We start from the raw sequence: 24,034 nt of genomic DNA, 5'->3' as shown, positions 1-24,034 counted from the left end.
GCCATATGGCGACTTGAACAGATTTCGAACGCGAGCGGAGGCACTGGCTCGGGCGCGTCCCAGAAGATGGCGTTCAAAAAGCTGGCGATTGGAGATTGCACGCCGGTGCCAAATTCCGGGTCTGGACGTTTCGACGCACCGTGCGGCATTAGGGCGCAAAGTTGACGCAGATCAAGGTTTGACGCGGGCAGATCCGGCAAAACGCGGCTCGGATAGAAGCCATTTTCGGATTCCCAATAATGCGTCCCCAGCCTGTCACCAAAGCTGCGTCCGTCGAACGGCTCGAAGCCGAACCGGTCAATGCCGCGCATAACCGCAAACCGCTCTACGAGAAGCGCCGTAAGATCTTTCCGAAGAGAGCCGAAGGCCGCTTCCGGCGATTCAAGTGGCTGGTGATGCTGGTCACACTGAGCATCTATTATCTGACGCCGTGGATCCGTTGGGATCGCGGTGCGCATGCGCCGGATCAGGCCGTGCTCGTCGATCTTGCTGCCCGCCGCTTCTATTTCTTCTTCATCGAGATCTGGCCGCAGGAATTCTTCTTCGTCGCCGGGCTGCTCGTCATGGCAGGCTTCGGCCTCTTCCTCGTTACCACCGCCGTCGGGCGTGCCTGGTGCGGCTACACCTGCCCGCAGACCGTCTGGGTCGATCTTTTCCTTGTAGTCGAGCGCTTCATCGAGGGCGACCGCAATGCGCGCATGCGGCTCGACGCGGGACCCTGGACACTGGACAAGATCTGGAAGCGCGTCGTCAAGCACGCGACATGGCTGCTGATCGGCATCGCGACGGGCGGCGCCTGGATTTTCTATTTCGCCGACGCGCCCTCGCTGCTGAAGAGCTTCGTCATGCTGGAAGCGCCCGCGGTCGCCTACATGACTGTCGCGATCCTGACGGCGACGACCTACGTCTTCGGGGGGCTGATGCGCGAGCAGGTCTGCACTTACATGTGCCCGTGGCCGCGCATCCAGGCGGCGATGCTGGACGAGAATTCGCTCGTCGTCACCTATAACGACTGGCGCGGCGAACCGCGCTCGCGCCACGCCAAGAAAGCGGCGGCAGCGGGTGAGGTGGTCGGCGATTGCGTCGATTGCAACGCGTGCGTCGCCGTCTGTCCGATGGGCATCGATATCCGCGACGGCCAGCAGCTCGAATGCATCACCTGCGCACTCTGCATCGACGCGTGCGACGGCGTGATGGACAAGCTCGGGCGCGAACGCGGCCTGATCGCCTATGCGACGCTCAGCGACTATGCGTCGAACATGGCTCTCGCCACAAACAACGGGACGACGGCGATCGACCCGACCCGCGTGCGTGATGCGGATGGCGCCTTCGTCGACAAGGTCCGTCACTTCAATTGGCGGATCATCTTCCGGCCGCGCGTTCTTCTCTATTTCGGCGTCTGGGCGCTGGTCGGTATTGGCCTGCTCTATGCGCTGGTGTCGCGCGACCGGCTGGAGCTCAATGTGTTGCACGACCGAAATCCGCAATTCGTGCTCGAGTCGGACGGCTCGGTACGCAATGGCTACATGGTCAAGCTGCTCAACATGATACCGGAGCAGCGTACGATCATGCTGACACTCGATGGCATGCGGTCGGCAACGATGCGGATCGCCGGACAGGCGCCGGGAGACGGCCGCCGCTTCGCAGTCGGCGTCGATCCGGACAAGGTCACCGCGCTCAAGGTTTTCGTCACCTTGCCGAAGGAAAAGCTTGCCGAGGCGGACGAGGGCTTCATACTGACCGCCGAAGATCCGTCCAGTCATGAGCGCGATGCCTATCAGGCCAACTTCAACCGCCCTGGAGCAGCAAGATGACGAAGGAGCAGAGCGCGCCGCGGGAATTTACTGGGTGGCACATGCTGGGCGTGATGGGCCTTTTCTTCGGCACCATCATTTCCGCCAATCTGGTCATGGCCTGGAACGCCAGCCGTAGCTGGAGCGGCCTTGTGGTCGAGAACACCTATGTCGCCAGCCAGCGGTTCAACGGCAAGGTGGCTGAGACGCGTGCCTTTGCTGCGAGCGGCATCGAGGGCGCGCTCGTCGCAGAGCCGGTTTCCATCCGCTATACTTTGACGCGCAACGGCGAGGTAGACCGGACGGCCGAGAGGGTGGTCGCGGTATTCAAGCGCCCCGTCGAGGAACATGAAGACGTGCGCGTCGAACTCGATCGTGAGGCTCCTGGCGACTTTGTCGCCGCACGGACACTCAAGCCCGGCCAGTGGATCGCCGACATCACGGCGATGGCGGGTGAGGAAGTCGTCTTTCGCCAGGCGATCCGGTTCGTGGTGCCGGGAGACCGCAAATGAGCTGCTGTGCCACAGGCGTCGAGGGCGCACTTGAGATCGAACGGGCCGGGCAGGGGCTGCCTGCTTCCGAGGAACTGTGGCTTGCGAGCCGCGCGCTTGGAGACGGTCTGCGCCAAACCGATCTCAGCGTGCCCGGCGTCCACTGCGGTGCCTGCATCACGACAATCGAAGGGGCGCTCCGCAAGAGGCCCGAAGTCGAGCGTGCGCGCGTCAACCTATCGTCGCGTCGTGTGTCCGTCGTCTGGAAGGAGGAGGTCGACGGCCAGCGAAGCGACCCGCTCGAAATCGCGCGCGCCATCCGGGGTTGCGGCTACGAATCACATCTCTTCGCCGCAGGCGAGGAGGAAGGCGACGTCCTGCTCAAGCAGTTGATCCGCGCCGTTGCCGTTTCCGGTTTCGCGGCCACCAATATCATGCTGCTGTCCGTTTCCGTCTGGTCAGGTGCGGATGCGGCAACGCGTGATCTCTTTCACTGGGTCTCGGCGATGATCGCGGCGCCGGCGATGATCTATTCGGGACGTTTCTTCTACCAGTCGGCCTGGAATGCACTCCGTCATGGCCGCACCAACATGGATGTGCCGATCGCGCTCGCCGTCACGCTTTCCTACGGTATGTCGCTCCATGAGACGATCGGCCATGGCGCACACGCCTGGTTCGATGCCTCGGTGACGCTGCTCTTCTTCCTGCTGATCGGCCGCACGCTCGATCACATGATGCGCGGGCGGGCGCGCTCGGCGATCAGCGGCCTTGCCCGGCTGTCGCCACGCGGCGCGACGGTGGTCAATTCCGACGGCTCGCGCGATTATCGTCCGGTCGACGAGATCAAGCCCGGCGAGCGCCTGCTCGTTGCCGCCGGCGAGCGCATTCCGGTGGACGGGCGCGTGCTTTCCGGCGCGAGCGATCTCGACCGCTCGGTCGTCAACGGCGAAAGCGCGCCGGTCGCGGTGGGCGCCGGTGACAGCGTGCAGGCCGGCACGCTCAATCTGACCGGGCCGCTGACGCTCGAGGCGACGGCAGCGGCACGCGACTCGTTCCTGGCCGAGATCACGGGGCTGATGGAGGCTGCCGAAGGGGGCAGGGCGCGTTATCGCCGCATTGCCGACCGCGCGGCCCGTTACTATTCGCCGGCCGTTCACTTGCTGGCGCTGCTTTCCTTCATCGGCTGGATGCTGGTCGAGGGCGACGTCCGCCACGCGATGCTGATCGCGGTGGCGGTTCTCATCATCACTTGCCCGTGTGCCCTCGGTCTCGCCGTGCCGGTGGTTCAGGTCGTTGCCGCCGGCCGGCTCTTCCAGGGCGGCGTCATGGTCAAGGACGGATCGGCGATGGAGCGCCTTGCCGAAATCGACGCCGTGCTGCTCGACAAGACCGGCACGCTCACCATGGGCGAGCCGCGGCTCGTCAATGCGAGCGAGGTCGATCCGGGCGCGCTCGCGACCGCCGCCGCCCTCGCTCTCCATTCGCGCCATCCGATCGCAACGGCGCTCCATGAGGCGTCGGGGGCGGTGCAGCCGCTCGTGGGCGAAATCCGCGAAATACCGGGCGCCGGCATCAAGGGGGAGACGAGCGACGGCATGTACCGCCTCGGCAGTCGCGCCTTTGCCTGCGGCGACGCCGGCGCGGCCAGCGGCCAGTCGGAAGCGATCCTGTCGCTTGATGGCCGCGAGCTTGCCTGCTTCCGCTTCGAGGACCGGCTGCGTCCCGCCGCCCGCGAAACCGTCGAGGACCTCTCTCGCCTGGGGCTTACGACGGGCATCCTTTCCGGTGACCGCGAGCCGGTCGTCGCCGCACTTGCCCGCAGGCTCGGCATTGCGACATGGCGCGCCGAGCTTTCGCCGCGCGGCAAGGTCGACGCCTGTGCCGCTGCCGCCGAAGGGGGGCATAGGGTTCTGATGGTCGGCGACGGTATCAACGACGCGCCGGCACTTCGGGCTGCCCACGTCTCAATGGCGCCGGCGACCGCGGCCGATGTCGGCCGGCAGGCTGCGGATTTCGTCTTCATGCATCGGAGCCTCAGCGCCGTTCCCTTCGCCATCGAGACCTCGCGTCGCGCCGGCCGGTTGATCCGGGAGAATTTCGCGCTGGCGATCGGCTACAACGTTATCGCCGTGCCGGTCGCGATTCTCGGCTATGCGACGCCGCTCGTTGCCGCCGTCGCCATGTCGACCTCGTCGCTGATTGTTGTGTTCAATGCATTGCGCCTGAAGGGGCTCGGCACTGCCTCGGCCCCAGCGTCGCCGCCGCATGCGGCAGGGTTGCAAACGGTACGGAGCCTGCCATGAGCACGCTCATCTACCTCATCCCAATCGCGCTCTTTCTCGGAGGCCTGGGGCTTGCGGCGTTTCTCTGGGCGCTGAAGAGCGGACAATACGAAGACCTGGATGGAGCCTCCTGGCGTGTCCTCGACGATGGCGACGGCAAGCCTGAAAAGGATTGATTTTCACAGGAGTGGCTTGTCGTAAATCGATTTGGGTGCCAAAAGAGCCTCCACCGCCGTATGTCCCAGTCGCCCATCCTCTCCCGGTGTGGGCCGAACATGCGCAGATCAATATCGAGGGGCCATCCGCGTGTTTGTTTGATCGCGGCGGCTCTTCTTTCCAACGGAGGCAATCACGTGTCACAGGCGGAAATCGGGCTTATCGGCCTCGGCGTCATGGGGTCGAACCTCGCGCTCAACATCGCGGAAAAGGGCAACAGGATCGCGGTCTTCAACCGCACGGTCGAGGCGACGCGCAAGTTCTATGCGGAAGCCGGCGCGCTCAAGGAGCAGATCGTTCCCTGCGAGACGATCGAGGAATTTGTCGCCGCCATCCGCCCGCCGCGGCCGATCATCATCATGATCAAGGCCGGCGAAGCGGTCGACCAGCAGATGGAAATCCTGAAGCCCTATCTTGCCAAGGGCGACATCATGATCGACGCCGGCAACGCCAATTTCCGCGACACGATGCGCCGTTTCGAGGCGCTGAAGGACTCCGGTCTTACCTTCATCGGCATGGGTGTCTCCGGTGGTGAGGAGGGCGCCCGTCACGGTCCGTCGATCATGGTCGGCGGTACGGAAGACTCCTACCGCCGTGTCGAAAAGGTGCTGACCTCGATCGCCGCGAAATACGAGAACGATCCTTGCGTCGCATGGCTCGGTGAAAACGGCGCCGGCCATTTCGTCAAAACGATCCACAACGGCATCGAATATGCCGACATGCAGATGATCGCCGAAATCTACGGCATCTTGCGCGACGGCCTGAAGATGAGCGCTGCCGAAATCGGTGAAGTCTTTGGCTCCTGGAACAAGGGTCGGCTCAACTCCTATCTGATCGAGATCACCGAAAAGGTCTTGAAAGCCGCCGATCCCTTGACCGGCAAGCCGATCGTCGACCTGATCCTCGACAAGGCCGGCCAGAAGGGCACCGGCAAATGGTCGGTGATCGAGGCGCAGAACATGGGCATCCCGGCGACCGGCATCGAGGCCGCCGTCGCCGCCCGCAGCATTTCCTCGATGAAGGAAGAGCGTGAGGCGGCCGAGAAGATCCTCGGCCTGCCGTCGGTCGGCGAGTTCGCGGTGGCCGACAGGAATGCGTTCCTCAAAGATCTCGAAAGCGCGTTGCTTGCCGCCAAGATCGGCGCCTATGCGCAGGGTTTCGCGGTAATGTCGGCCGCCTCGAAGGAATTCGGCTGGAACCTGCCGATGCCGACGATCGCAAAGATCTGGCGCGCCGGCTGCATCATCCGGTCGCAGTTTCTCGACGAGATCACCACAGCCTTCACCAAGGCGCCGGACGCGGCCAACCTGATCGTGACACCGGCCTTCGCGGCGATGGTCAAGGAAACCGACGGTGCGCTGCGCCGCGTCGTTTCCGCCGCCGTCCTCGGCGGCCTGCCGGTGCCGGCGCTTGCCTCGGCGCTCGGCTATTTCGACAGCTACCGCCGCGGCCGCGGCACAGCGAACGTCATCCAGGCGCAGCGCGACTTCTTCGGCGCCCACGGTTTCGACCGGATCGACGGCGCCGACAGCCACCACGGCCCGTGGGGGAGCGGCCTGAACGGTTGATCCGTGATCATCTTTGACGGACGACGGGCGGTCTCGGCCGCCCGTTCGTCCGGCTGCGGCGACCGAGCCTCAACGGTAATGTCGGCACCGACGAGCGGCGGGATCTCACTGTCATCGGCCGTGCCGTCAACGAAGCGGTGCGGCTCAAATTCAGAGTGCTACAGCGTCCTTTTGCGCGTCTGATTAGACGCGCGGCGCTGTACTTTTCCTTTGGTGCTATGCTCAGCTGTCCGCTCACTTCGAGATCGGTCGCGAGGTGGTGAACGGACTTCCCGGACCCTCAATCCGAATGAGGAGCGGATCGAAGATGAAGAGATTCCTGGCTATTTACATAGGTACGGAAGCCGCGCTCGAGAGATCAGAGTGGAAGAAGATGGACGACGAAGCGCGCAAGGCGCGTGAGACGGCGGGCGTCGAGTCGTGGATGGAATGGGGAAGGGTGAATTCGGCCTCGATCGTCGATCAGGGCAACCCTCTCGGCAAGACGAAACGCGTGTCCCCGGAAGGCCTCTCGGATATCAAGAACATCATGACGGGCTATGTAATCGTTCAGGCCGAATCGCACGAAGCTGCCGCAAGACTGTTCGAGAGACACCCGCACTTCGCGATCTTCCCGGGCGATTCGGTGGAGATCATGGAATGCTTGCCACTTCCGGGAAGCTGACCCGTCGCGGAAGCATCTGAACGCGAGGCTATAAGGCCTTCTCTCGGTCGCCGCTTCTACACCTTCCGCGACAAAGACACGGGCCGCTGGAATTCCGGCTGGCTGAGGCTTTGCAGCGTCTCGGGCGGCTTGCCTTCGATATGGCCGATCACGGCTTTGGCGAGCTCGCGGCCGGCAAGGCGGATGTCCTCGTACATGGTCATTACCTCGGGGCGCAGCCAGCGCAGGAAGTCGCTCGGCGCTTTGGAGACCATATCGACATCCTCGCCGACTTTCTTGCCGGCAGATTCGATCCCCGCGATCAATGCAATCGCGCCGGCGCCGCTGCCGGAAACGATGCCGTCCGGGGCGTCCACCGAGTGCATCAGTTGCTCGAAGGCGTCGCGGATGGCGACAAGGCTGTGATCGATATTGACGTGGTGGAAGCTCACCGCTTCCGCGCCGAAATCCTTAAGGCCGCGCTCGAAGCCTGTGCGCATGTGGGAATGAAAGGTGAGGTTCGGCGGCGGCTCCAACAGCACAAGCCGGCGCCGGCCGCGCTCGGTAAGCCGGCGCACCGCCTCATAGGCGAAACGTTCGTTGTCGAAGTCGTGGAACGGATGGGCGATCCCCATTTCCGTGCGGCCGTGGGTGACAAAGGGCAGGCGACGCTCAGTCATCAGCGTCACGCGCGCGTCGTGCGGCTCCGTCCGCGAGATGATGACGCCGTCGGCGGCACCGGTATCGAGAATATAACGGATCGGTCCGAGCGGGTCCTTTGTGGAGCTGTAAGGGGTAACCACGAGATGATACTGCGTGCCCGCGAGGATTTCGGTGATGCCAACGACCATGGGACTGGTGATGCCCATGATCTCTTCCTCGAGCGTCAGCACGAGGCTGATGACATTGGTCTTACCGGTTCTGAGGCGCACGCCGGCACGGTTCGGCTGGTAGCCGATCTGCTTGGCGACGAGGCGTACCCTTTCCTTGGTTTCGGCGCCGATATCGGGCGCATCCTTCAATGCCCGGGAAACCGTGGTGATCCCTAGACCGGTCATGAAGGCAATCGTTTTCAGCGTCGGCCTGGCGCCGTCCGGTGGCGGCGCTGCCGCCGGCCTGTTCTTCGTCTTACCTTCCATTCCCGTCACCAGCCCCGTTTGTCCTGCGCACGATCCGGATTCGCTCGAATCCAGCATCGAAGCGAACACGCCCCTGTCCGTCTCGTCTCCCGCCTTATATACGAAATGTGACAGGTGACCATATTTGCCGGGGGCCGCGTCGCTGATTAAAATCTGTAACGATACAGTAGCGATGTCGAGCTTTTTCGTTGCTGCACTGCGAAGAATGTAACCATCTGGTTGAATCCCGCATTTGCGAAGCGGGATGTTGCGTTTGCGAAGCCGACTCCAGGCACTCCTTGACCGAGCTTTGCCAAAATACGCTGTATATCAATGCTTTATGACGTAGATTTGGTTATCAATACGACTGCATCGCGCCTCAATGGTGTCGTCTTCGAAGAGGTGTCTGGTACACGCATAAGGCGTGTAAAAAATTATATACGGAATTAACCGTTGTGGGAGTTGCGTCGGAAAATTGTTTGAACTAAGTTTTTACGGCAACGTTACAGTGAGGGAGGAGAACTCATGAAATTGCGTTCCATGGCCGCCGTATTGGCTGCAACCGTCGCCCTGCCATTCGGCGTGGCCAGTGCCACCGATCTGGAAGTCACGCATTGGTGGACATCCGGCGGCGAGGCGGCTGCGGTCGCCGAATTCGCGAAGGCCTTCGATGCGACCGGCAACAAATGGGTCGATGGTGCGATCGCGGGTTCCGGCGGGACCGCGCGTCCGATCATGGTCAGCCGCATCACCGGCGGCGACCCGATGGGCGCGACACAGTTCAACCACGGCCGTCAGGCCGAGGAACTGGTGCAGTCGGGCCTGATGCGCGACCTGACGGATCTCGCCACCCGGGAGAACTGGAAGGAGATCGTCAAGCCGGCAAGCCTGCTCGAGTCCTGCACGATCGAGGGCAAGATCTATTGCGCCCCTGTCAATATTCATTCCTGGCAGTGGCTGTGGCTTTCCAATGCCGCCTTCAAGCAGGCGGGCGTTCCGGTTCCGAAGAACTGGGATGAATTCGTCGCTGCGGCACCGGCGCTCGAAAAGGCCGGCATCGTCCCGCTCGCCGTCGGCGGTCAACCGTGGCAGGCATCGGGCGCCTTCGACGTGCTGATGGTGGCGATCGCCGGCAAGGACACCTTCGAGAAGGTCTTCGCCCAGAAGGACGAGGAAGTGGCTGCCGGCCCGGAGATCGCCAAGGTCTTCAAGGCTGCGGACAATGCACGCCGCATGTCGAAGGGCAGCAATGTTCAGGACTGGAACCAGGCGACGAACCTCGTCATCACCGGCAAGGCTGGCGGACAGATCATGGGCGACTGGGCCCAGGGTGAATTCCAGCTTGCGGGCCAGAAGGCCGGCGTCGACTACACCTGCCTTCCGGGGCTCGGCGTCAACGAGGTGATCTCGACCGGTGGTGACGCTTTCTACTTCCCGCTGTTGGAGGACGAGGAAAAGTCGAAGGCCCAGGAGGCGTTGGCATCGACGCTGCTGAAGCCGGAGACGCAGGTGGCCTTCAACCTGAAGAAGGGTTCGCTGCCGGTGCGCGGCGACGTGGACCTCGCAACCGCCAATGATTGCATGAAGAAGGGGCTCGATATCCTTGCCAAGGGCAACGTGATCCAGAGCACCGACCAGCTTCTCTCGCAAGACAGCCAGAAGCAGAAGGAAGACCTCTTCTCGGAGTTTTTCGCAAATCCGTCGATAACGCCGGAGGATGCGCAGAAGCGCTTCGCCGAGATCATCGCAGCGGCGGATTGATAGCTGCCGCATGAAGGCCCCGCGCCCTCGCGGGGCCACCCTCTGCCCCATTCGGCACGACGCGTTCGCACCGGGCACGCATGCGATGTTCGCTGGCGTCGGCGCAAGAGGAGCATCTCGTTTCGAACTGAACTGCGGAACGCGGACAAGATGTTCTGGAATCAAAGTGTTCTGAGCGTTCGTTGTACGTTCGCGTGAACACGAAGTGCCGAGAGGGGCAGCTACGATGGTGAGGCGGCCGGGTATCGGTGGCGTGTTTCGCCGCGTGTACCGCCCATCGAAAATATTGCAGTTCCGGAGGAGCAAACATGACAGGCCAAACACACGGCTCGGCTCGCCCCAATCAGTGGTTGCGGAACCTGAATGCGAAGATCGCCTCGATTCCGATGATCCTGACAGCCGTGGTGATCTTCGTTGGCGGCACAGCCTGGACCGTCCTCTACTCGTTCACCAATTCCAAGCTGCTGCCACGCCTTTCGTTCGTCGGCCTCGACCAATACGAGCGGCTATGGGCGGCGCCACGCTGGCTCGTCTCGATCGAGAATCTCGCCATCTACGGCATCTTTTCGCTGATCTTCAGCCTCGTTATCGGCTTCGTGCTGGCCGCGCTGATGGATCAGAAGATCCGTTTCGAGAATACGTTTCGGACGATCATGCTCTACCCCTTCGCCCTGTCGTTCATCGTCACGGGCCTCGTCTGGCAATGGCTGCTCAATCCGCAATACGGAATACAGTCGATCGTACGGTCGCTTGGCTGGACGAGCTTCAGCTTCGACCCGCTCTATAATGCGGACATCGTCATCTACGGCATCCTGATCGCGGCGCTCTGGCAGGGCACCGGCCTTGTCATGTGTCTGATGCTCGCGGGCCTGCGCGGCATCGACGAGGATATCTGGAAAGCCGCGCGGGTCGATGGCATCCCGATGTGGAAGACCTACGTGCTCGTCATCATCCCGATGATGCGCGGCGTCTTCATCACGACGCTCGTCATCATCGCGAGCGGCATCGTCAAGGTTTACGACCTCGTCGTGGCGCAGACGAGCGGCGGTCCCGGCATCGCCTCCGAAGTGCCCGCGAAATACGTCTACGATTACATGTTCCAGGCGCAGAACCTGGGACAGGGCTTTGCCGCCTCCACCATGATGCTCGTGACCGTCGCAATCATCATCGTGCCGTGGGCGTATCTGGAATTCGGAGGAGGTCGCAAGCGTGCTTAATCTCGTCGCCAACAATAGCACCGTTGCCGAATACGACGCGGCTCCCGGCAGGATCATGTCCGGCCCGAGCGGCCGCAAGCCTCGCCGGACTCTCTCGCGCCGCAACATCGTCGTATACGGCACGCTTATCGTCGTCGCTCTCTACTACCTGCTGCCGCTCTACGTGATGATCATGACGTCGCTTAAGGGCATGCCGGAAATCCGCGTCGGAAATATCTTCGCGCCGCCGATCGAGATCACCTTCGAACCTTGGGTGAAAGCCTGGGCCGAGGCCTGCACCGGGCTTAATTGCGACGGGCTTTCGCGCGGTTTCTGGAATTCGGTGCGCATCACCGTTCCTTCGGTGATCATCTCGATCGCGGTCGCTTCGATCAATGGCTACGCGCTCGCGAACTGGCGTTTCAAGGGGGCCGATCTGTTCTTCACGATCCTCATCGTCGGCGCCTTCATTCCCTATCAGGTGATGATCTATCCGATCGTGATCGTGCTCAGAGAAATGGGTGTCTACGGGACGCTGACCGGCCTCATCATCGTGCATACGATCTTCGGCATGCCGATCCTGACGCTCTTGTTCCGCAACTATTTCGCCGGCTTGCCCGAGGAGCTGTTCAAGGCGGCGCGCGTCGACGGCGCAGGGTTCTGGACGATCTACTTCAGGATCATGCTGCCGATGTCCCTGCCGATCTTCGTCGTTGCGATGATCCTTCAGGTGACCGGCATCTGGAACGACTTCCTGTTCGGCGTGGTTTTCACGCGGCCGGAGTACTACCCGATGACCGTGCAGCTCAACAACATCGTCAACTCGGTGCAGGGCGTGAAGGAATACAACGTCAACATGGCGGCGACGCTGTTGACCGGCCTCGTGCCGTTGACGATCTACTTCATCTCCGGCCGCCTGTTCGTGCGCGGCATCGCCGCCGGCGCAGTGAAAGGATAAACAAGCATGACCAGTGTTTCAGTCAGGGACCTGTCGCTGAACTTCGGCGCCGTCACCGTTCTCGACAAGCTCAATCTCGACATCAATCATGGCGAGTTCCTTGTCCTGCTCGGCTCGTCCGGATGCGGCAAGTCCACGCTCTTGAACTGCATCGCCGGCCTGCTTGACGTTTCGGAAGGGCAGATCTTCATCAAGGACCGCAATGTCACATGGGAGGAGCCGAAGGACCGGGGCATCGGCATGGTGTTTCAGTCCTACGCGCTTTACCCGCAGATGTCGGTCGAGAAGAACCTTTCCTTCGGGCTCCAAGTTGCCAGGGTGCCGCGGCCGGAAATCGACAAACGCGTGGCGCGGGCGGCGGAAATCCTGCAGATCCAGCCGCTTCTGAAGCGCAAGCCCGCCGAGCTTTCCGGCGGCCAGCGCCAGCGCGTGGCGATCGGACGCGCGCTGGTGCGCGACGTCGACGTCTTCCTCTTCGACGAGCCCTTGTCGAACCTCGACGCCAAGCTGCGGTCGGAGTTGCGCGTCGAGATCAAGCGCCTGCACCAATCTCTCAAGAACACGATGATCTATGTCACGCACGACCAGATCGAGGCGCTGACGCTCGCCGACCGCATCGCCGTCATGAAGGGCGGAGTGATCCAGCAGCTCGCGGATCCGATGACCATTTACAACGCGCCGGAGAACCTTTTCGTCGCCGGCTTCATCGGTTCGCCATCGATGAACTTCTTCCGTGGCGAGGTCGCTGCCAAGGACGGCCGCAGCTTTGTGCAGGTCGACGGCGTGGCCTTCGACGTCACCGCCTATCCGGGGCGCTCAAGATTGCAGCCCGGCCAGAAGGTCGTGCTCGGCCTCCGGCCGGAGCACGTCAAGGTGGATGAAGCCGGGGCAGGGGATGCAGCGCATCAAGCGGTCGTCGACATCGAAGAGCCGATGGGCGCGGACAACCTTTTGTGGCTGACTTTGGCCGGCCAATCGATGTCCGTGCGCATTGCCGGCCAGCGGCGCTACAAGCCGGGCACCAATGTGCGCCTTTCCTTCGACATGGGGGTCGCCTCGATCTTCGACGCTGCCAGCGAAAACCGTCTTTAAGAACCGATATCGGAGCCCGGGCGATGCCGTCCGGGCTCACTATAAACAAGAATGATGTCGGCCTCGATCGCCGGCCCGTGAATGGATTTGAGGAAATGCCCTCCGAAACCTTGAGCCGTGACTCCATCCGCATCGACTTGTCCGGTGACTGGCTGCTTGCCTCGACCGACAACAGCCACGCGCTCACCATTGCGCTTCCGGGCGATGTGCACAGCGCGCTGCAGCAGGCGGGCATCATCGCAGATCCCTATGCCGGCCGGAACGAGGCCGAGGTGCAATGGGTCGCGCACAAGGACTGGGTGCTGGAGCGCACGATTGTCGTCGACGCGGACGATCTCGACGGGTGTTGGTATCTCGATATCGAAAGCATCGACACGATCGCCTCGGTCTTCGTCAACGATCGGTTGGTGCTGCAGGCGGAAAACTGCTTTCGCTGCTATCGCCCCGAGGTATCGAGTGCGCTCGTCGTCGGTGAGAACCGCATCCGCGTCGTGCTGCATTCCTCGATTGCCGAAGGCGCACGCCGGCAGGCGGCGCAGCCTTTCTACGTGCCTTATCACGACGGGAATTCGCCGATCGCCAACGGCAACATGCTGCGGAAGCCCCAGTGCCACTTCGGCTGGGACTGGAACATCGCGATTGCGCCGCTCGGCATCTATGGGGCGCTGGCACTTTGCCGACTTGAGACGGCGCGCATCGAACACGTCACGACGCGTCAACTCTGGTTTACCGACGGTTCGGTCGACCTGCAGGTCACCGTCACGCTTTTTGCCCGCGATCCGGGCATCGTACCCGTTTATTTTGAGCTCGATGGCGTCCGGGAGCGCCTGGACTGCGCGGTCGCTGCCGGCGAGACCCGGATCACCCACGTCTTCGCGGTCGCAAAGCCAGGATTGTGGTGGCCGGCGGGCAGCGGAGAACAGGCGCTTTCCATCCTCAACGTCGAACTGCCGGATGAGAGCGTGACGCGGCAGATCGGCTTCCGCACGATCGAGCTTATCACCGACAAGGACGAGACGGGCAGCCGTTTTGCCTTCCGCATCAACGGCCGCGAGATCTTCTGCCGCGGGGCGAACTGGATCCCGGCGGATGCGCTGGTGTCGCGCGTGACGCCGCAAGGGGTCGAGGACCTCCTGCAGTCCGCCGTCGATGCCAACATGAACATGATCCGCGTCTGGGGCGGCGGCTTCTACGAGCCCGACTGGTTCTACGATCTCTGCGATCGGCTGGGACTGCTCGTCTGGCAGGACTTCATGTTCGCCTGCAACCTCTACCCCTCGACGCCGGATTTTCTCGACAATGTCGCGGCCGAAGTGGACTATCAGGTCAAGCAGCTGTCGTCCCACCCGTCGATTGCGCTTTGGTGCGGCGACAACGAGCTCGTCGGCGCGCTCACCTGGTTCGACGAGAGTCGCAAGGATCGCGACCGATACCTCGTCTCCTATGACCGGCTGAACCGCACGGTCGAGAAAGCAATGAAGGCGGCTTGCCCGGAGGCGATCTGGTGGCCCTCGAGCCCGTCTGTCGGTTACCTCAATTTCGGGGATGCCTGGCATGCGGACGGTGCGGGCGACATGCACTACTGGTCGGTCTGGCACGAGAACAAGTCTTTCGACAATTATCGCACCGTGCGCCCGCGTTTCTGCTCGGAGTTCGGTTTCCAGTCCTACACCTCGATGCCGGTCGTCCGGCAATTCGCCGAAGCACGCGATCTCAACATCGCCTCGCCGGTGATGGAGGCGCATCAGAAGAATGCCGGCGGCAACGAGCGGATCGCCGGGACCATGTTCCGCTACTTCCGCTTTCCGAAGGACTTTCCGAGCTTCGTCTATCTGAGCCAGATCCAGCAGGGGCTCGCGATCCGTACTGCCGTCGACTACTGGCGGTCGCTGAAGCCGCACTGCATGGGCACGCTCTATTGGCAGCTTAATGACACGTGGCCCGTTGCCTCCTGGTCGAGCCTGGACTACGGCGGCAACTGGAAGGCCATGCACTATATGGCCCGCCGCTTCTTCCAGCCGGTCGCGGTTGCCGCCATTCCTTCCACGGACGGCAAGGAAATCACCTTCTCGATGGTGAACGACACCGCCGGACCGGTGACGGTCGAACTCCAGATCTTCCTCGTTTCACTTGACGGCGAGCGTCGCACACTGGCAGCCGCCGCCGGTTCCTGTGCGCCGGACGGAGCCGCCACGGTCGTCACCATCGCGAGCGGCGACGTCCCGGAGGGAACATTGCTCTTCTGGTCGTTTGAAGCCTCCAACGGCATGCGCGGCGAGGGGCATCATGTCCAGGGCACCTACAAGGCTCTCGATCTTACGCCGTCCGGCCTAACGCTGGAGACTGTGCCGCGACTGGATGGCGCCTTCGACGTGATTGTGACGGCGAGCGGTCTCGCGCTGCACGTGATGGTCGAGGCGGACATCGATGGGCGCTACTCCGACAATGCCTTCGACCTGACAGCCGGCGAGACGAAGGTGATCCGCTTCACGCCGAAGGCACCGCTTGCCGAGGGCATCGTGCCGAGTTTCAGCGCCTACGACCTCGAATCCTGCCAGGGAAAAGGGTGAGCCGGATGAAACGCAGCCACGTCAACGAGATCATCCGCGAAAGTGACGCCTTCATGCGCAGCCACGGCTTCGTGCTGCCACCCTTTGCCTATTGGTCGCCGGAGGAATTGAAGACGCGCATTGCGTCCGACAGTCCGACTATTTTCGAGGCGCGGCTCGGCTGGGACATTACCGACTACGGCAAGGGCCGTTTCGCTGAATTCGGTCTCGTCCTTTTTACCTTGAGAAACGGTGCCGCGGCCAATCTCGGCCAGGGCAAGGGCATGGTCTATGCCGAGAAGCTGATGATCACGCGCGCCGGCCAGGTCAATCCGCTGCACCGTCACGCGGTGAAGACGGAGGACATCATCAATCGCGGCGGCGGCACGCTGGTGCTTGAGATGTACAACTCGCTGCCCGACGGCTCGGTCGACGAGGAAAGCGACGTGGAAGTGGCGTGTGACGCCCGCCTGCGCCGGCAGCGGGCGGGCGACCTCCTGAAGCTCGAACCCGGCGAGAGCGTCACACTGCCGCCCGGAAATTGGCATGCTTTCTGGGCGGTGGGAGACGACGTGTTGATGGGTGAGGTCTCGACGGTCAACGACGACCTTACCGACAATTACTTCCGCGAGCCGGTGGGCCGCTTTTCCGCAATCGAGGAGGACGAACATCCGCTCCATCTGCTCGTATCGGACTACGGCAACTGGCTGAAGGCATCGGGTTGAAACGCCCCGACCCCTCCTTCCAACAACCATTCCTGGCACTCAACGAGGAGAATTTTTGATGAAAGACGTCAGCTTCCAACTCTACAGCGCCCGCAATTTTCCGCCGCTCGTCGACGTGCTCGCGACCGTCGGCAAGGCCGGCTATACCCAGGTCGAGGGCTACGGCGCGCTTTACGCATCACTGACCGACGAAGAGGTCGCTGATTTCAAGCGCGGTCTCGAACGCAACGGCGTCAGCATGCCGACCGCGCATTTCGGGATCGATATGCTGGAACAGGAGCCGACACGGGTGCTGCGGATCGCCAATGCGCTCGGCATCCGGGCAATCTACTGCCCTTACCTGATGCCGGACCAGCGCCCGAGCGATGCCGCCGGCTGGCGCGCCTTCGGTCAGCGGCTGCAAGCGGCGGGCAAGCCTTTCCGGGATGCCGGACTCGACTTCGGCTGGCACAATCACGACTTCGAGTTCCATGCCCTTGCGGACGGCTCCATACCGCTGGACCACATCTTCGCCGGCGGCCCGGATCTTTCCTGGGAAGCCGATATCGCCTGGATTGTCCGCGGCGGCGCCGATCCCTTCGCCTGGATCGCGAAACACGGCAGCCGTATCACCGCCGTGCACGTCAAGGACATCGCGCCCAAGGGCGAGAAGACGGATGAGGACGGTTGGGCCGATGTCGGCCACGGTACGATCGACTGGAAGGGGCTCGTAAAGGCGCTTTCCGCAACTTCGGTGAAGTATTTCATTGCCGAACATGACAATCCCAGCGACTTCCGGCGCTTCGCAGAACGTTCGCTGGCTTCCATCCAATCCTATTGAGCAACGGAAAAACCATGAAGACGAAGGAACTTGGCGTCGGCATCATCGGATGCGGCAACATCTCCACCACCTATTTCAGGCTCGCACCGCTCTTCAAGGGCATCAGAATGGTCGCCTGCGCCGACATCAATCCGGCAGCGGCCGAGGCGCGGGGCGCCGAATATGACGTGACGGCGCAGAGCATCGAGGCGCTGCTGGCCAATCCCGAAGTGGACATCATCGTCAACCTGACAATCCCGGACGCGCATTTTCCGGTCTCGAAGGCGATCCTCGAAGCCGGAAAGCATGTCTATTCGGAGAAGCCTCTGGTCCTGACGCTGGAGCAGGGCGAGGAACTCAGGGCAATCGCCAAGGCGAAGGGTCTTACGGTCGGCTGTGCGCCGGATACCTTCCTCGGCGGTGCGCACCAGCTCGCCCGCGACTACATCGACGCCGGCAAGATCGGCCGCATTACATCGGGAACCTGCCACGTCATGAGCCCTGGAATGGAGATGTGGCATCCGAACCCGGATTTCTTCTTCCTGCCGGGCGGTGGTCCGGTGCTCGACCTCGGGCCCTATTACATCGCCAACCTCATCAACCTGATCGGTCCGGTGAAGCGTGTCGCTGCGCTCTCGTCTATGGCCAACGAGACGCGGACGATCACGAGTGCGCCGCGCAATGGCGAGGTCATCCCGGTCAAGACGCCAACCAACATCCATGCCCTGCTCGAGTTTCAGAACGGGGCGACGATCACGCTTTCCGCAAGCTGGGATGTCTGGTCGCACCGCCACGCCAACATGGAGCTCTATGGCACCGAAGGATCGCTGTTCGTGCCGGATCCCAACTTCTTCGGCGGCACGGTCGAGGGGAGCGGGCGCGACAAGAACATCGAGCCCCTCGAAATGTGGGAGCATCCCTTTGCGGTCAACAACTGGGATCACCCGGCGGGGCCGATCGCCAACTACCGCACGGCGGGCCTCGCTGACATGGCGGACGCCATCCTCAACGGCCGCGATGCGCGCTGCTCGCTGGACCGCGCGCTGCACGGCGTCGACGTGATGGTGTCGATCCTGAAGTCGGGTGAGGAGGGGCGGTTCGTGACGCTTTCGACCACCTGCACGCAGCCGGCCGCTCTTGGCATCGAAGAGGCACAGGCGCTGCTGCGCTGAACAAGAAATCCAAGGTACGAGGAACACCCGAGAAGAAAGCGGCTGCGGCGTTTCACCTTCGCCGCAGCCCACCCCAGGAAGCGAGAGGCCCAAAGGCAAAAGTTCGGGCACCACAAGCTCCTCCCTCTTGTGGCGAAGGGGTGGGGAGGGCTATCCAAACACCCACCCGAAACAGAGGAATACGACAATGGCCTGGCAACCGGCGGAAAACCGATACGAGAAGATGAAATACAACCGCTGCGGCAAGAGCGGGCTGAAATTGCCGGCGATCTCGCTCGGCCTCTGGCACAATTTCGGCGGCGACACGCCGCATGAGCGCAAGGTCGACATGTGCCGCACGGCCTTCGATCTCGGCATCACCCACTTTGACCTCGCCAACAACTATGGTCCGCCGCCCGGATCGGCTGAGACGGCCTTCGGCGAAATCATGCGCGCCGACTTCGCCGGCTTGCGCGACGAATTGATCATCTCCTCCAAGGCTGGCTACGACATGTGGCCGGGACCCTATGGCGAGTGGGGTAGCCGCAAGTATCTGATCGCTTCCTGCGACCAGAGCCTGAAGCGCATGGGTCTCGACTATGTCGACATCTTTTATTCCCACCGCTTCGATCCGGATACGCCGCTCGAGGAGACCTGTGGCGCGCTCGACCATATCGTCCGTTCCGGTCGGGCGCTCTATGTCGGCATCTCGTCCTATAATTCACAGCGCACCCGTGAGGCGGCAACAATCCTCAAGGATCTCGGCACGCCGTGCCTGATCCACCAGCCGAGCTATTCCATGCTCAACCGCTGGGTCGAGGACGACGGGCTAATCGATACGCTCGAAGATCTCGGCATCGGCTCGATCGTCTTCTCGCCGCTCGCCCAGGGCATGCTGACGACGAAGTATCTGAACGGGATCCCTCAGGACAGCCGCGCGGCCCAGAACCACTTCCTCAAGAAGGATTTCATCCGTCCGGCGATCATCGACAATATCCGCAAGTTGAACGGTATTGCCGAACGCCGAGGCCAGACGCTGGCGCAGATGGCGCTTGCCTGGGTGCTGCGCGGCGGGCGTATTACCTCGGCTCTGATCGGCGCCAGCCGGTCCGCGCAGATCTTCGATTGCGTCAAGGCGCTCGAAAACGACAGCTTCACGGCGGAAGAACTGGCCGAGATCGATCTCTATGCGCGCGAGGCCGATATCAACCTCTGGGCCAAGTCGGCGGAGCTCTAAACAGAGCGAATTCATTGATTTTCCTCGATTTTAGGCGATATTGACTGATCTCTGGCGCCTTAGACAAAAGTCGAAGAGGGCGCCGGGAAACCGCTGCTGGACATGCATTTGCGAATATGTATGGTGCAGTTGTGCCGGTCCCGCCTGCCAGACGTTTTCCTGTGCGCGGGCGGCAAAACGAGGAGGAGTGAGCTCTCGACGCGCCGCAAGGAGCCGAAGGAGAGTTCGACGGGAGATGTCGCGATCGCGACCAACCGTCATGGCGGGCAATAGGGAGGTATTATGGATCGCCGTTCATTCATCAAACACGCGAGCATCGGCGGCCTGGGTGCGGCTGCTGCCACGGCGCTCGCATCGCCGGCCATCGCGCAGGCAAATCCGAAGATCAACTGGCGTCTTGCCTCGTCGTTCCCGAAGTCGCTCGACACGATCTACGGCGGCGGTGAGGTACTGTCGAAATACGTTTCCGAAGCGACTGACGGCAATTTCCAGATCCAGGTTTTCGCCGCCGGCGAAATCGTTCCCGGTCTGCAGGCAGCCGACGCCGCCGCCGCCGGGACGGTCGAAGCCTGCCACACGGTTGCCTATTACTACTGGGGCAAGGACCCGACCTGGGCGCTCGGCGCGGCCGTGCCCTTCGCGCTCAACGCGCGCGGCATGAACGCCTGGCACTACCACGGCGGCGGCATCGACCTCTTCAACGAGTTCCTGGCGACCCAGGGCCTCGTCGGCTTCCCGGGCGGCAATACCGGCGTCCAGATGGGCGGCTGGTTCCGCAAGGAGATCAAGACCGTTGCGGACATGCAGGGCCTGAAGATGCGTATCGGCGGCTTCGCCGGCAAGGTCGTCGAAAAGCTCGGTGTCGTGCCGCAGCAGATCGCCGGCGGCGACATCTATCCGGCCCTCGAAAAGGGCACCATCGACGCCGCAGAATGGGTCGGTCCGTATGACGACGAGAAGCTCGGCTTCTACAAGGTCGCGCCGTACTACTACTATCCCGGCTGGTGGGAAGGCGGCCCGACGGTGCATGCCATGTTCAACAAGGCGGCTTTCGAGGGCCTGCCGAAGAACTATCAGTCGTTGCTGCGCACAGCCTGCCAGGCTACCGATGCGAACATGCTGCAGAAGTATGACTACCTGAACCCGTCGGCCATCAAGCGCCTTGTGGCTGCCGGCGCAAAGCTCAGCCCGTTCAGCCCGGAAATCCTGTCGGCCTGCTTCGACAAGGCGAACGAAGTCTATGCGGAGATGGAAGATTCGAACCCGACCTTCAAGAAGATCTGGGATTCGATCAAGGCGTTCCGCGCCGAGTACTACCTCAACGCACAGATCGCCGAATACAACTACGACACCTTCATGATGATCCAGCAGCGCAACGGCAAGGTCTGAGCGGCTCCATATCATCATCAAAAAACGGAAAACCCCGGGGCTTGGCTCCGGGGTTTTTCTTTTGCAGGGTGTTTCGAGATACCGGTATGCCATGCTGGGACAGGCTCATCAGGGCTCATTCGCGACTGCGGGGGCGATTGCAGGCGAAAAAGAAGCCCCCGAATGCCACGTCGACATTCGGAGGCCTCGTTATTGTCGGCCGGCCTGCATTGCGACATTCAGGCCGGATCGCCTCATCAGTTGAACTTGGGCGGCGCGCTGAGATCGGTCGCCGGCTTGTTCTCCTGGGCGGGTGGATTGTTCGGCTGGGCCGGCTGCTGACCGCCGTCGAGCGGGCTGCCGCCTGGCAGTTGCAAGCCACCCGGAAGACCGAGGCCACCGTTGTCGGGGAGGGTCAGTCCGCCGCCACCCGTTCCGAAGCCCGGCACCTCGATCTTGATTGTGGACGGATCGACGGCCGCGCCGCTTCCCTTGTAGTGCATGACCATCTGCGGGAACATGATCGTCAGAGCGACCATGAGGATCTGGATGCCGACGAAAGGCACCGCACCCCAATAGATCTGACCGGTGGTGACCGGTTGGGTCATCTTGCCGGTCACCTTGTCGAGATAGGGCACCCTGGCCGCGACCGAGCGCAGGTAGAAGAGCGCGAAGCCGAACGGCGGGTGCATGAAGCTCGTCTGCATGTTGATGCCGAGCAGCACGCCGAACCAGATGAGGTCGATCCCGAGCTTGTCGGCCGCCGGTGCGAGCAGCGGCACGATTATGAAGGCGAGCTCGAAGAAATCGAGGAAGAACGCCAGGAAGAAGACAAGCAGGTTGACAGCGATCAGGAAGCCGGTTTCGCCGCCCGGCATCGCCGTCAGCAGGTGTTCCACCCAGATATGCCCGTTGACGCCGTAGAAAGTCAGCGAGAAGACGCGCGCGCCGATCAGGATGAACAGCACGAAGGCGGAGAGGCGCGTCGTGGCCGTCAGCGCCCCGCGGACGACATCGAGACCGAGCCGACCCTTGGCGGCCGCCATGATCAGGGCGCCGACCGCGCCCATGGCTCCGCCTTCCGTCGGCGTCGCAATGCCGAGGAAAATGGTGCCGAGCACCAGGAAGATCAGCGCCAACGGCGGGATCAGGACGATGATGACCTGCTGGGCCAGCCGGGACAGTGCATTGATCTTGAGTGCCCGGTCGATGAGAGCGACGACGTAGATGAACGCGACGCCAACCGTCGCCCCGAGAATGTCGGCGTTCTCGCCTTGCGTCGGCGAGAGATAGACGTGAGCCGCGTAGGCGATGCCGGCCGCGACGATGAACGCGATGGCGAGCGACGTGACCCCGGATCCGAGCGTGCGCGCTTCGAGCGGCAGCGCCGGCATCGAGTCGCGTTTCAGGAACGACATCAGCAGAATATACAGCATGTACAGGCCGGTCAGCACGAGACCTGGAACAAGCGCGCCGGCATACATGTCGCCGACAGAACGACCGAGCTGGTCGGCAAGGACGATCAGCACGAGCGACGGCGGAATGATCTGGGCAAGCGTGCCGGAGGCGGCGATGACGCCGGACGCCACGCGCCGGTCGTAGCCGTAGCGCAGCATGATTGGCAGCGAGATCAAACCCATGGCGATGACCGAGGCCGCCACCACGCCGGTGGTTGCCGCAAGCAGCGCGCCAACGAAGATGACCGCATAGGCAAGACCCCCGCGGACCGGGCCGAAGAGCTGGCCGATCGTGTCGAGCAGGTCCTCGGCCATGCCGGATTTTTCGAGCACGATGCCCATGAACGTGAAGAAGGGGATGGCCAGCAGTGTGTCGTTGGACATCACCCCCCAGAACCGTTCCGGCAGCGCGTTGAGCAGCGGCCAGGAGAGGTTGATCGAATCCGAAAGCGGTGCGAGTTCCACGCCGATGATGAAAAACAGGAGGCCGTTGGCGGCGAGCGAGAAGGCAACGGGATAACCCAGCATCAGGAACACGATCAGCGATACGAACATGATCGGTGCCAGGTTTTCAGCAATGAACTCAATCACGAGCGCACCTCCGGACCTACAGCTTCGTCAAGCGGCGCGTGCGTCGCCGCATAGGGGGTCGGATCCTCCATATTTCCCGTCATGATCGCGATCTTCTTGATGATTTCCGAAACACCCTGCAGTGCGAGCAGCACGAAACCGATGAGCAGGATGGCCTTGGCGGGCCAGATGATCAGCCCGCCTGCGCTCGACGAGACTTCGCCGGACACATAGGACATGCGGACGTAGGGTACGAGATAATAGAGCATGAGCAGCACGAACGGCATCAGGAAGAAGACGTGACCGAAGAGGTCGATCCAATGCTGCACGCGGCGCGAGAAACTGCCGTAGACGACGTCGATGCGAATGTGCTCGTTCTGGCTGAGGGTATAGGCCGCAGCAAACATGAAGGCTGCCCCGAAGAGGTACCATTGTGCCTCAAGCCAGGCATTCGATGACATGTTGAAGATTTTCCGGATGACGGCATTGCCGGCGCTGACGAGCACGGCGACCAGAATGAGCCAGCCGACCGCCTTGCCGATATTCTCGGTGATGGTGTCGATCAATCGGCTGAAGCCGAGTAACGGTTTCATCAAGTTCCTCCCCGCAATGGCTGTTTTTATCTTTCGCCAAGCACAGTCACAGTGCCGATTTCAAGCCTCCTTTCAAGCCCGATGCCCGATTTTCCGGGATAGCGAGACGGTCTCAGACGAAAGTCGAATATGGGTCGATGGAAAATGCCCAAGTCTTAGGCAGGGGAACGTGGCGTTCGCTGTTTCTCCACAGTCGCGCTCCACAGAATGGTCATCGGTTTCCTTCATGCTTGACGCGATTCGGGAGCAGGACCTTTCGACCTGCTCCTTTCTGCACAGGCACCGTGTGACGGGGTCTTGAAACGCTTCGGAGTTTCAGGCTGGATGCGCTCGCCGAGAATCTGGAGCGGATGAGGAAAAGTTTGCGCGGTTTTCCGCCCGCATCCCGCTCCAACTTATGAGAATCGATCACGTTTATGATTTTTGGTCGATTCGACCCAAAATCATCGTGATCTAGGGAAGAGGCA

General features: G+C 62.1%; 19 protein-coding genes. 16 read left to right on the top strand and 3 right to left on the bottom strand.

Features of this window, described 5'->3' with window-relative positions; translation table 11 throughout:
• The first annotated feature begins 239 nt into the window (after nt 1–239).
• The 6 genes from ccoG (at nt 240) to RB548_RS08875 (ending at nt 7,014) form a co-directional block, all read left to right on the top strand.
• A complete protein-coding gene (ccoG, locus tag RB548_RS08900) occupies nt 240–1,814 on the top strand; it encodes a cytochrome c oxidase accessory protein CcoG (RefSeq protein ID WP_331374567.1) in 1,575 nt (524 codons plus the stop codon).
• The gene (locus RB548_RS08895) at nt 1,811–2,305 is read left to right on the top strand and encodes a FixH family protein (protein WP_331374566.1); all 495 of its coding nucleotides are present in this window, start codon (nt 1,811–1,813) and stop codon (nt 2,303–2,305) included. Before ccoG ends, RB548_RS08895 begins: the two co-directional genes overlap by 4 nt.
• On the top strand, nt 2,302–4,587 hold the full coding sequence (locus RB548_RS08890) for a cation-translocating P-type ATPase (protein WP_331374565.1): 2,286 nt from the start codon (nt 2,302–2,304) through the stop codon (nt 4,585–4,587). Before RB548_RS08895 ends, RB548_RS08890 begins: the two co-directional genes overlap by 4 nt.
• A complete protein-coding gene (gene ccoS, locus RB548_RS08885) occupies nt 4,584–4,742 on the top strand; it encodes a cbb3-type cytochrome oxidase assembly protein CcoS (protein ID WP_331374564.1) in 159 nt (52 codons plus the stop codon). Before RB548_RS08890 ends, ccoS begins: the two co-directional genes overlap by 4 nt.
• Nucleotides 4,743–4,919: 177 nt before the next feature.
• Nucleotides 4,920–6,350: an NADP-dependent phosphogluconate dehydrogenase gene (gene gndA, locus RB548_RS08880; protein ID WP_331374563.1), complete on the top strand. Its 1,431-nt coding sequence runs from the start codon at nt 4,920–4,922 to the stop codon at nt 6,348–6,350.
• Nucleotides 6,351–6,657: 307 nt separating this feature from the next.
• On the top strand, nt 6,658–7,014 hold the full coding sequence (locus RB548_RS08875) for a hypothetical protein (protein ID WP_331374562.1): 357 nt from the start codon (nt 6,658–6,660) through the stop codon (nt 7,012–7,014).
• A gap of 56 nt (nt 7,015–7,070) precedes the next feature.
• On the opposite strand, the gene RB548_RS08870 is transcribed toward RB548_RS08875, so the two are convergent.
• Nucleotides 7,071–8,132, bottom strand: a complete 1,062-nt coding sequence (locus tag RB548_RS08870; protein WP_331374561.1) for a LacI family transcriptional regulator — start codon at nt 8,130–8,132, stop codon at nt 7,071–7,073.
• A 504-nt stretch (nt 8,133–8,636) separates the two neighbouring features.
• On the opposite strand from RB548_RS08870, the gene RB548_RS08865 reads away from it, so the two are divergent.
• From RB548_RS08865 to RB548_RS08820, 10 genes are all read left to right on the top strand, one after another.
• The gene (locus RB548_RS08865; protein WP_331374560.1) at nt 8,637–9,872 is read left to right on the top strand and encodes an ABC transporter substrate-binding protein; all 1,236 of its coding nucleotides are present in this window, start codon (nt 8,637–8,639) and stop codon (nt 9,870–9,872) included.
• Nucleotides 9,873–10,180: 308 nt separating this feature from the next.
• Nucleotides 10,181–11,089 (top strand): carbohydrate ABC transporter permease, encoded by a 909-nt coding sequence (locus RB548_RS08860; protein WP_331374559.1) that lies wholly within the window; start codon nt 10,181–10,183, stop codon nt 11,087–11,089.
• 55 nt (nt 11,090–11,144) lie between these two features.
• Nucleotides 11,145–12,026 carry a carbohydrate ABC transporter permease gene (locus RB548_RS08855; RefSeq protein ID WP_331374919.1) on the top strand — a complete coding sequence of 294 codons (882 nt, stop codon included), beginning with the start codon at nt 11,145–11,147 and terminating at the stop codon, nt 12,024–12,026.
• A gap of 6 nt (nt 12,027–12,032) precedes the next feature.
• The gene (locus RB548_RS08850; protein ID WP_331374558.1) at nt 12,033–13,118 is read left to right on the top strand and encodes an ABC transporter ATP-binding protein; all 1,086 of its coding nucleotides are present in this window, start codon (nt 12,033–12,035) and stop codon (nt 13,116–13,118) included.
• Nucleotides 13,119–13,213: 95 nt separating this feature from the next.
• Nucleotides 13,214–15,688 (top strand): beta-mannosidase, encoded by a 2,475-nt coding sequence (locus RB548_RS08845; protein ID WP_331374557.1) that lies wholly within the window; start codon nt 13,214–13,216, stop codon nt 15,686–15,688.
• A 5-nt stretch (nt 15,689–15,693) separates the two neighbouring features.
• Nucleotides 15,694–16,392, top strand: coding sequence for a D-lyxose/D-mannose family sugar isomerase (locus tag RB548_RS08840; protein WP_331374556.1), 699 nt, complete (start codon nt 15,694–15,696; stop codon nt 16,390–16,392).
• A gap of 58 nt (nt 16,393–16,450) precedes the next feature.
• Nucleotides 16,451–17,212, top strand: a complete 762-nt coding sequence (locus RB548_RS08835; RefSeq protein WP_331374555.1) for a sugar phosphate isomerase/epimerase family protein — start codon at nt 16,451–16,453, stop codon at nt 17,210–17,212.
• A gap of 14 nt (nt 17,213–17,226) precedes the next feature.
• Nucleotides 17,227–18,363, top strand: coding sequence for a Gfo/Idh/MocA family protein (locus tag RB548_RS08830; protein WP_331374554.1), 1,137 nt, complete (start codon nt 17,227–17,229; stop codon nt 18,361–18,363).
• A 187-nt stretch (nt 18,364–18,550) separates the two neighbouring features.
• On the top strand, nt 18,551–19,579 hold the full coding sequence (mgrA, locus tag RB548_RS08825) for an L-glyceraldehyde 3-phosphate reductase (protein WP_331374553.1): 1,029 nt from the start codon (nt 18,551–18,553) through the stop codon (nt 19,577–19,579).
• Nucleotides 19,580–19,861: 282 nt separating this feature from the next.
• On the top strand, nt 19,862–20,968 hold the full coding sequence (locus RB548_RS08820) for a TRAP transporter substrate-binding protein (protein WP_331374552.1): 1,107 nt from the start codon (nt 19,862–19,864) through the stop codon (nt 20,966–20,968).
• Between the two features lie 236 nt (nt 20,969–21,204).
• Here RB548_RS08820 and RB548_RS08815 read toward each other — a convergent pair whose 3' ends face one another.
• Together RB548_RS08815 and RB548_RS08810 are read right to left on the bottom strand one after the other, a co-directional pair.
• The gene (locus RB548_RS08815; protein ID WP_331374551.1) at nt 21,205–22,995 is read right to left on the bottom strand and encodes a TRAP transporter large permease; all 1,791 of its coding nucleotides are present in this window, start codon (nt 22,993–22,995) and stop codon (nt 21,205–21,207) included.
• Nucleotides 22,992–23,567, bottom strand: a complete 576-nt coding sequence (locus RB548_RS08810) for a TRAP transporter small permease subunit (RefSeq protein ID WP_331374550.1) — start codon at nt 23,565–23,567, stop codon at nt 22,992–22,994. Before RB548_RS08810 ends, RB548_RS08815 begins: the two co-directional genes overlap by 4 nt.
• Nucleotides 23,568–24,034: the final 467 nt, after the last annotated feature.

It is taken from the genome of Sinorhizobium chiapasense (assembly GCF_036488675.1).
GTDB classification, from domain to species: Bacteria; Pseudomonadota; Alphaproteobacteria; order Rhizobiales; family Rhizobiaceae; genus Sinorhizobium; species Sinorhizobium chiapasense.
Note: the sequence above shows the minus strand (reverse complement) of the source record. Positions and strands in the feature narration are given on the sequence as shown.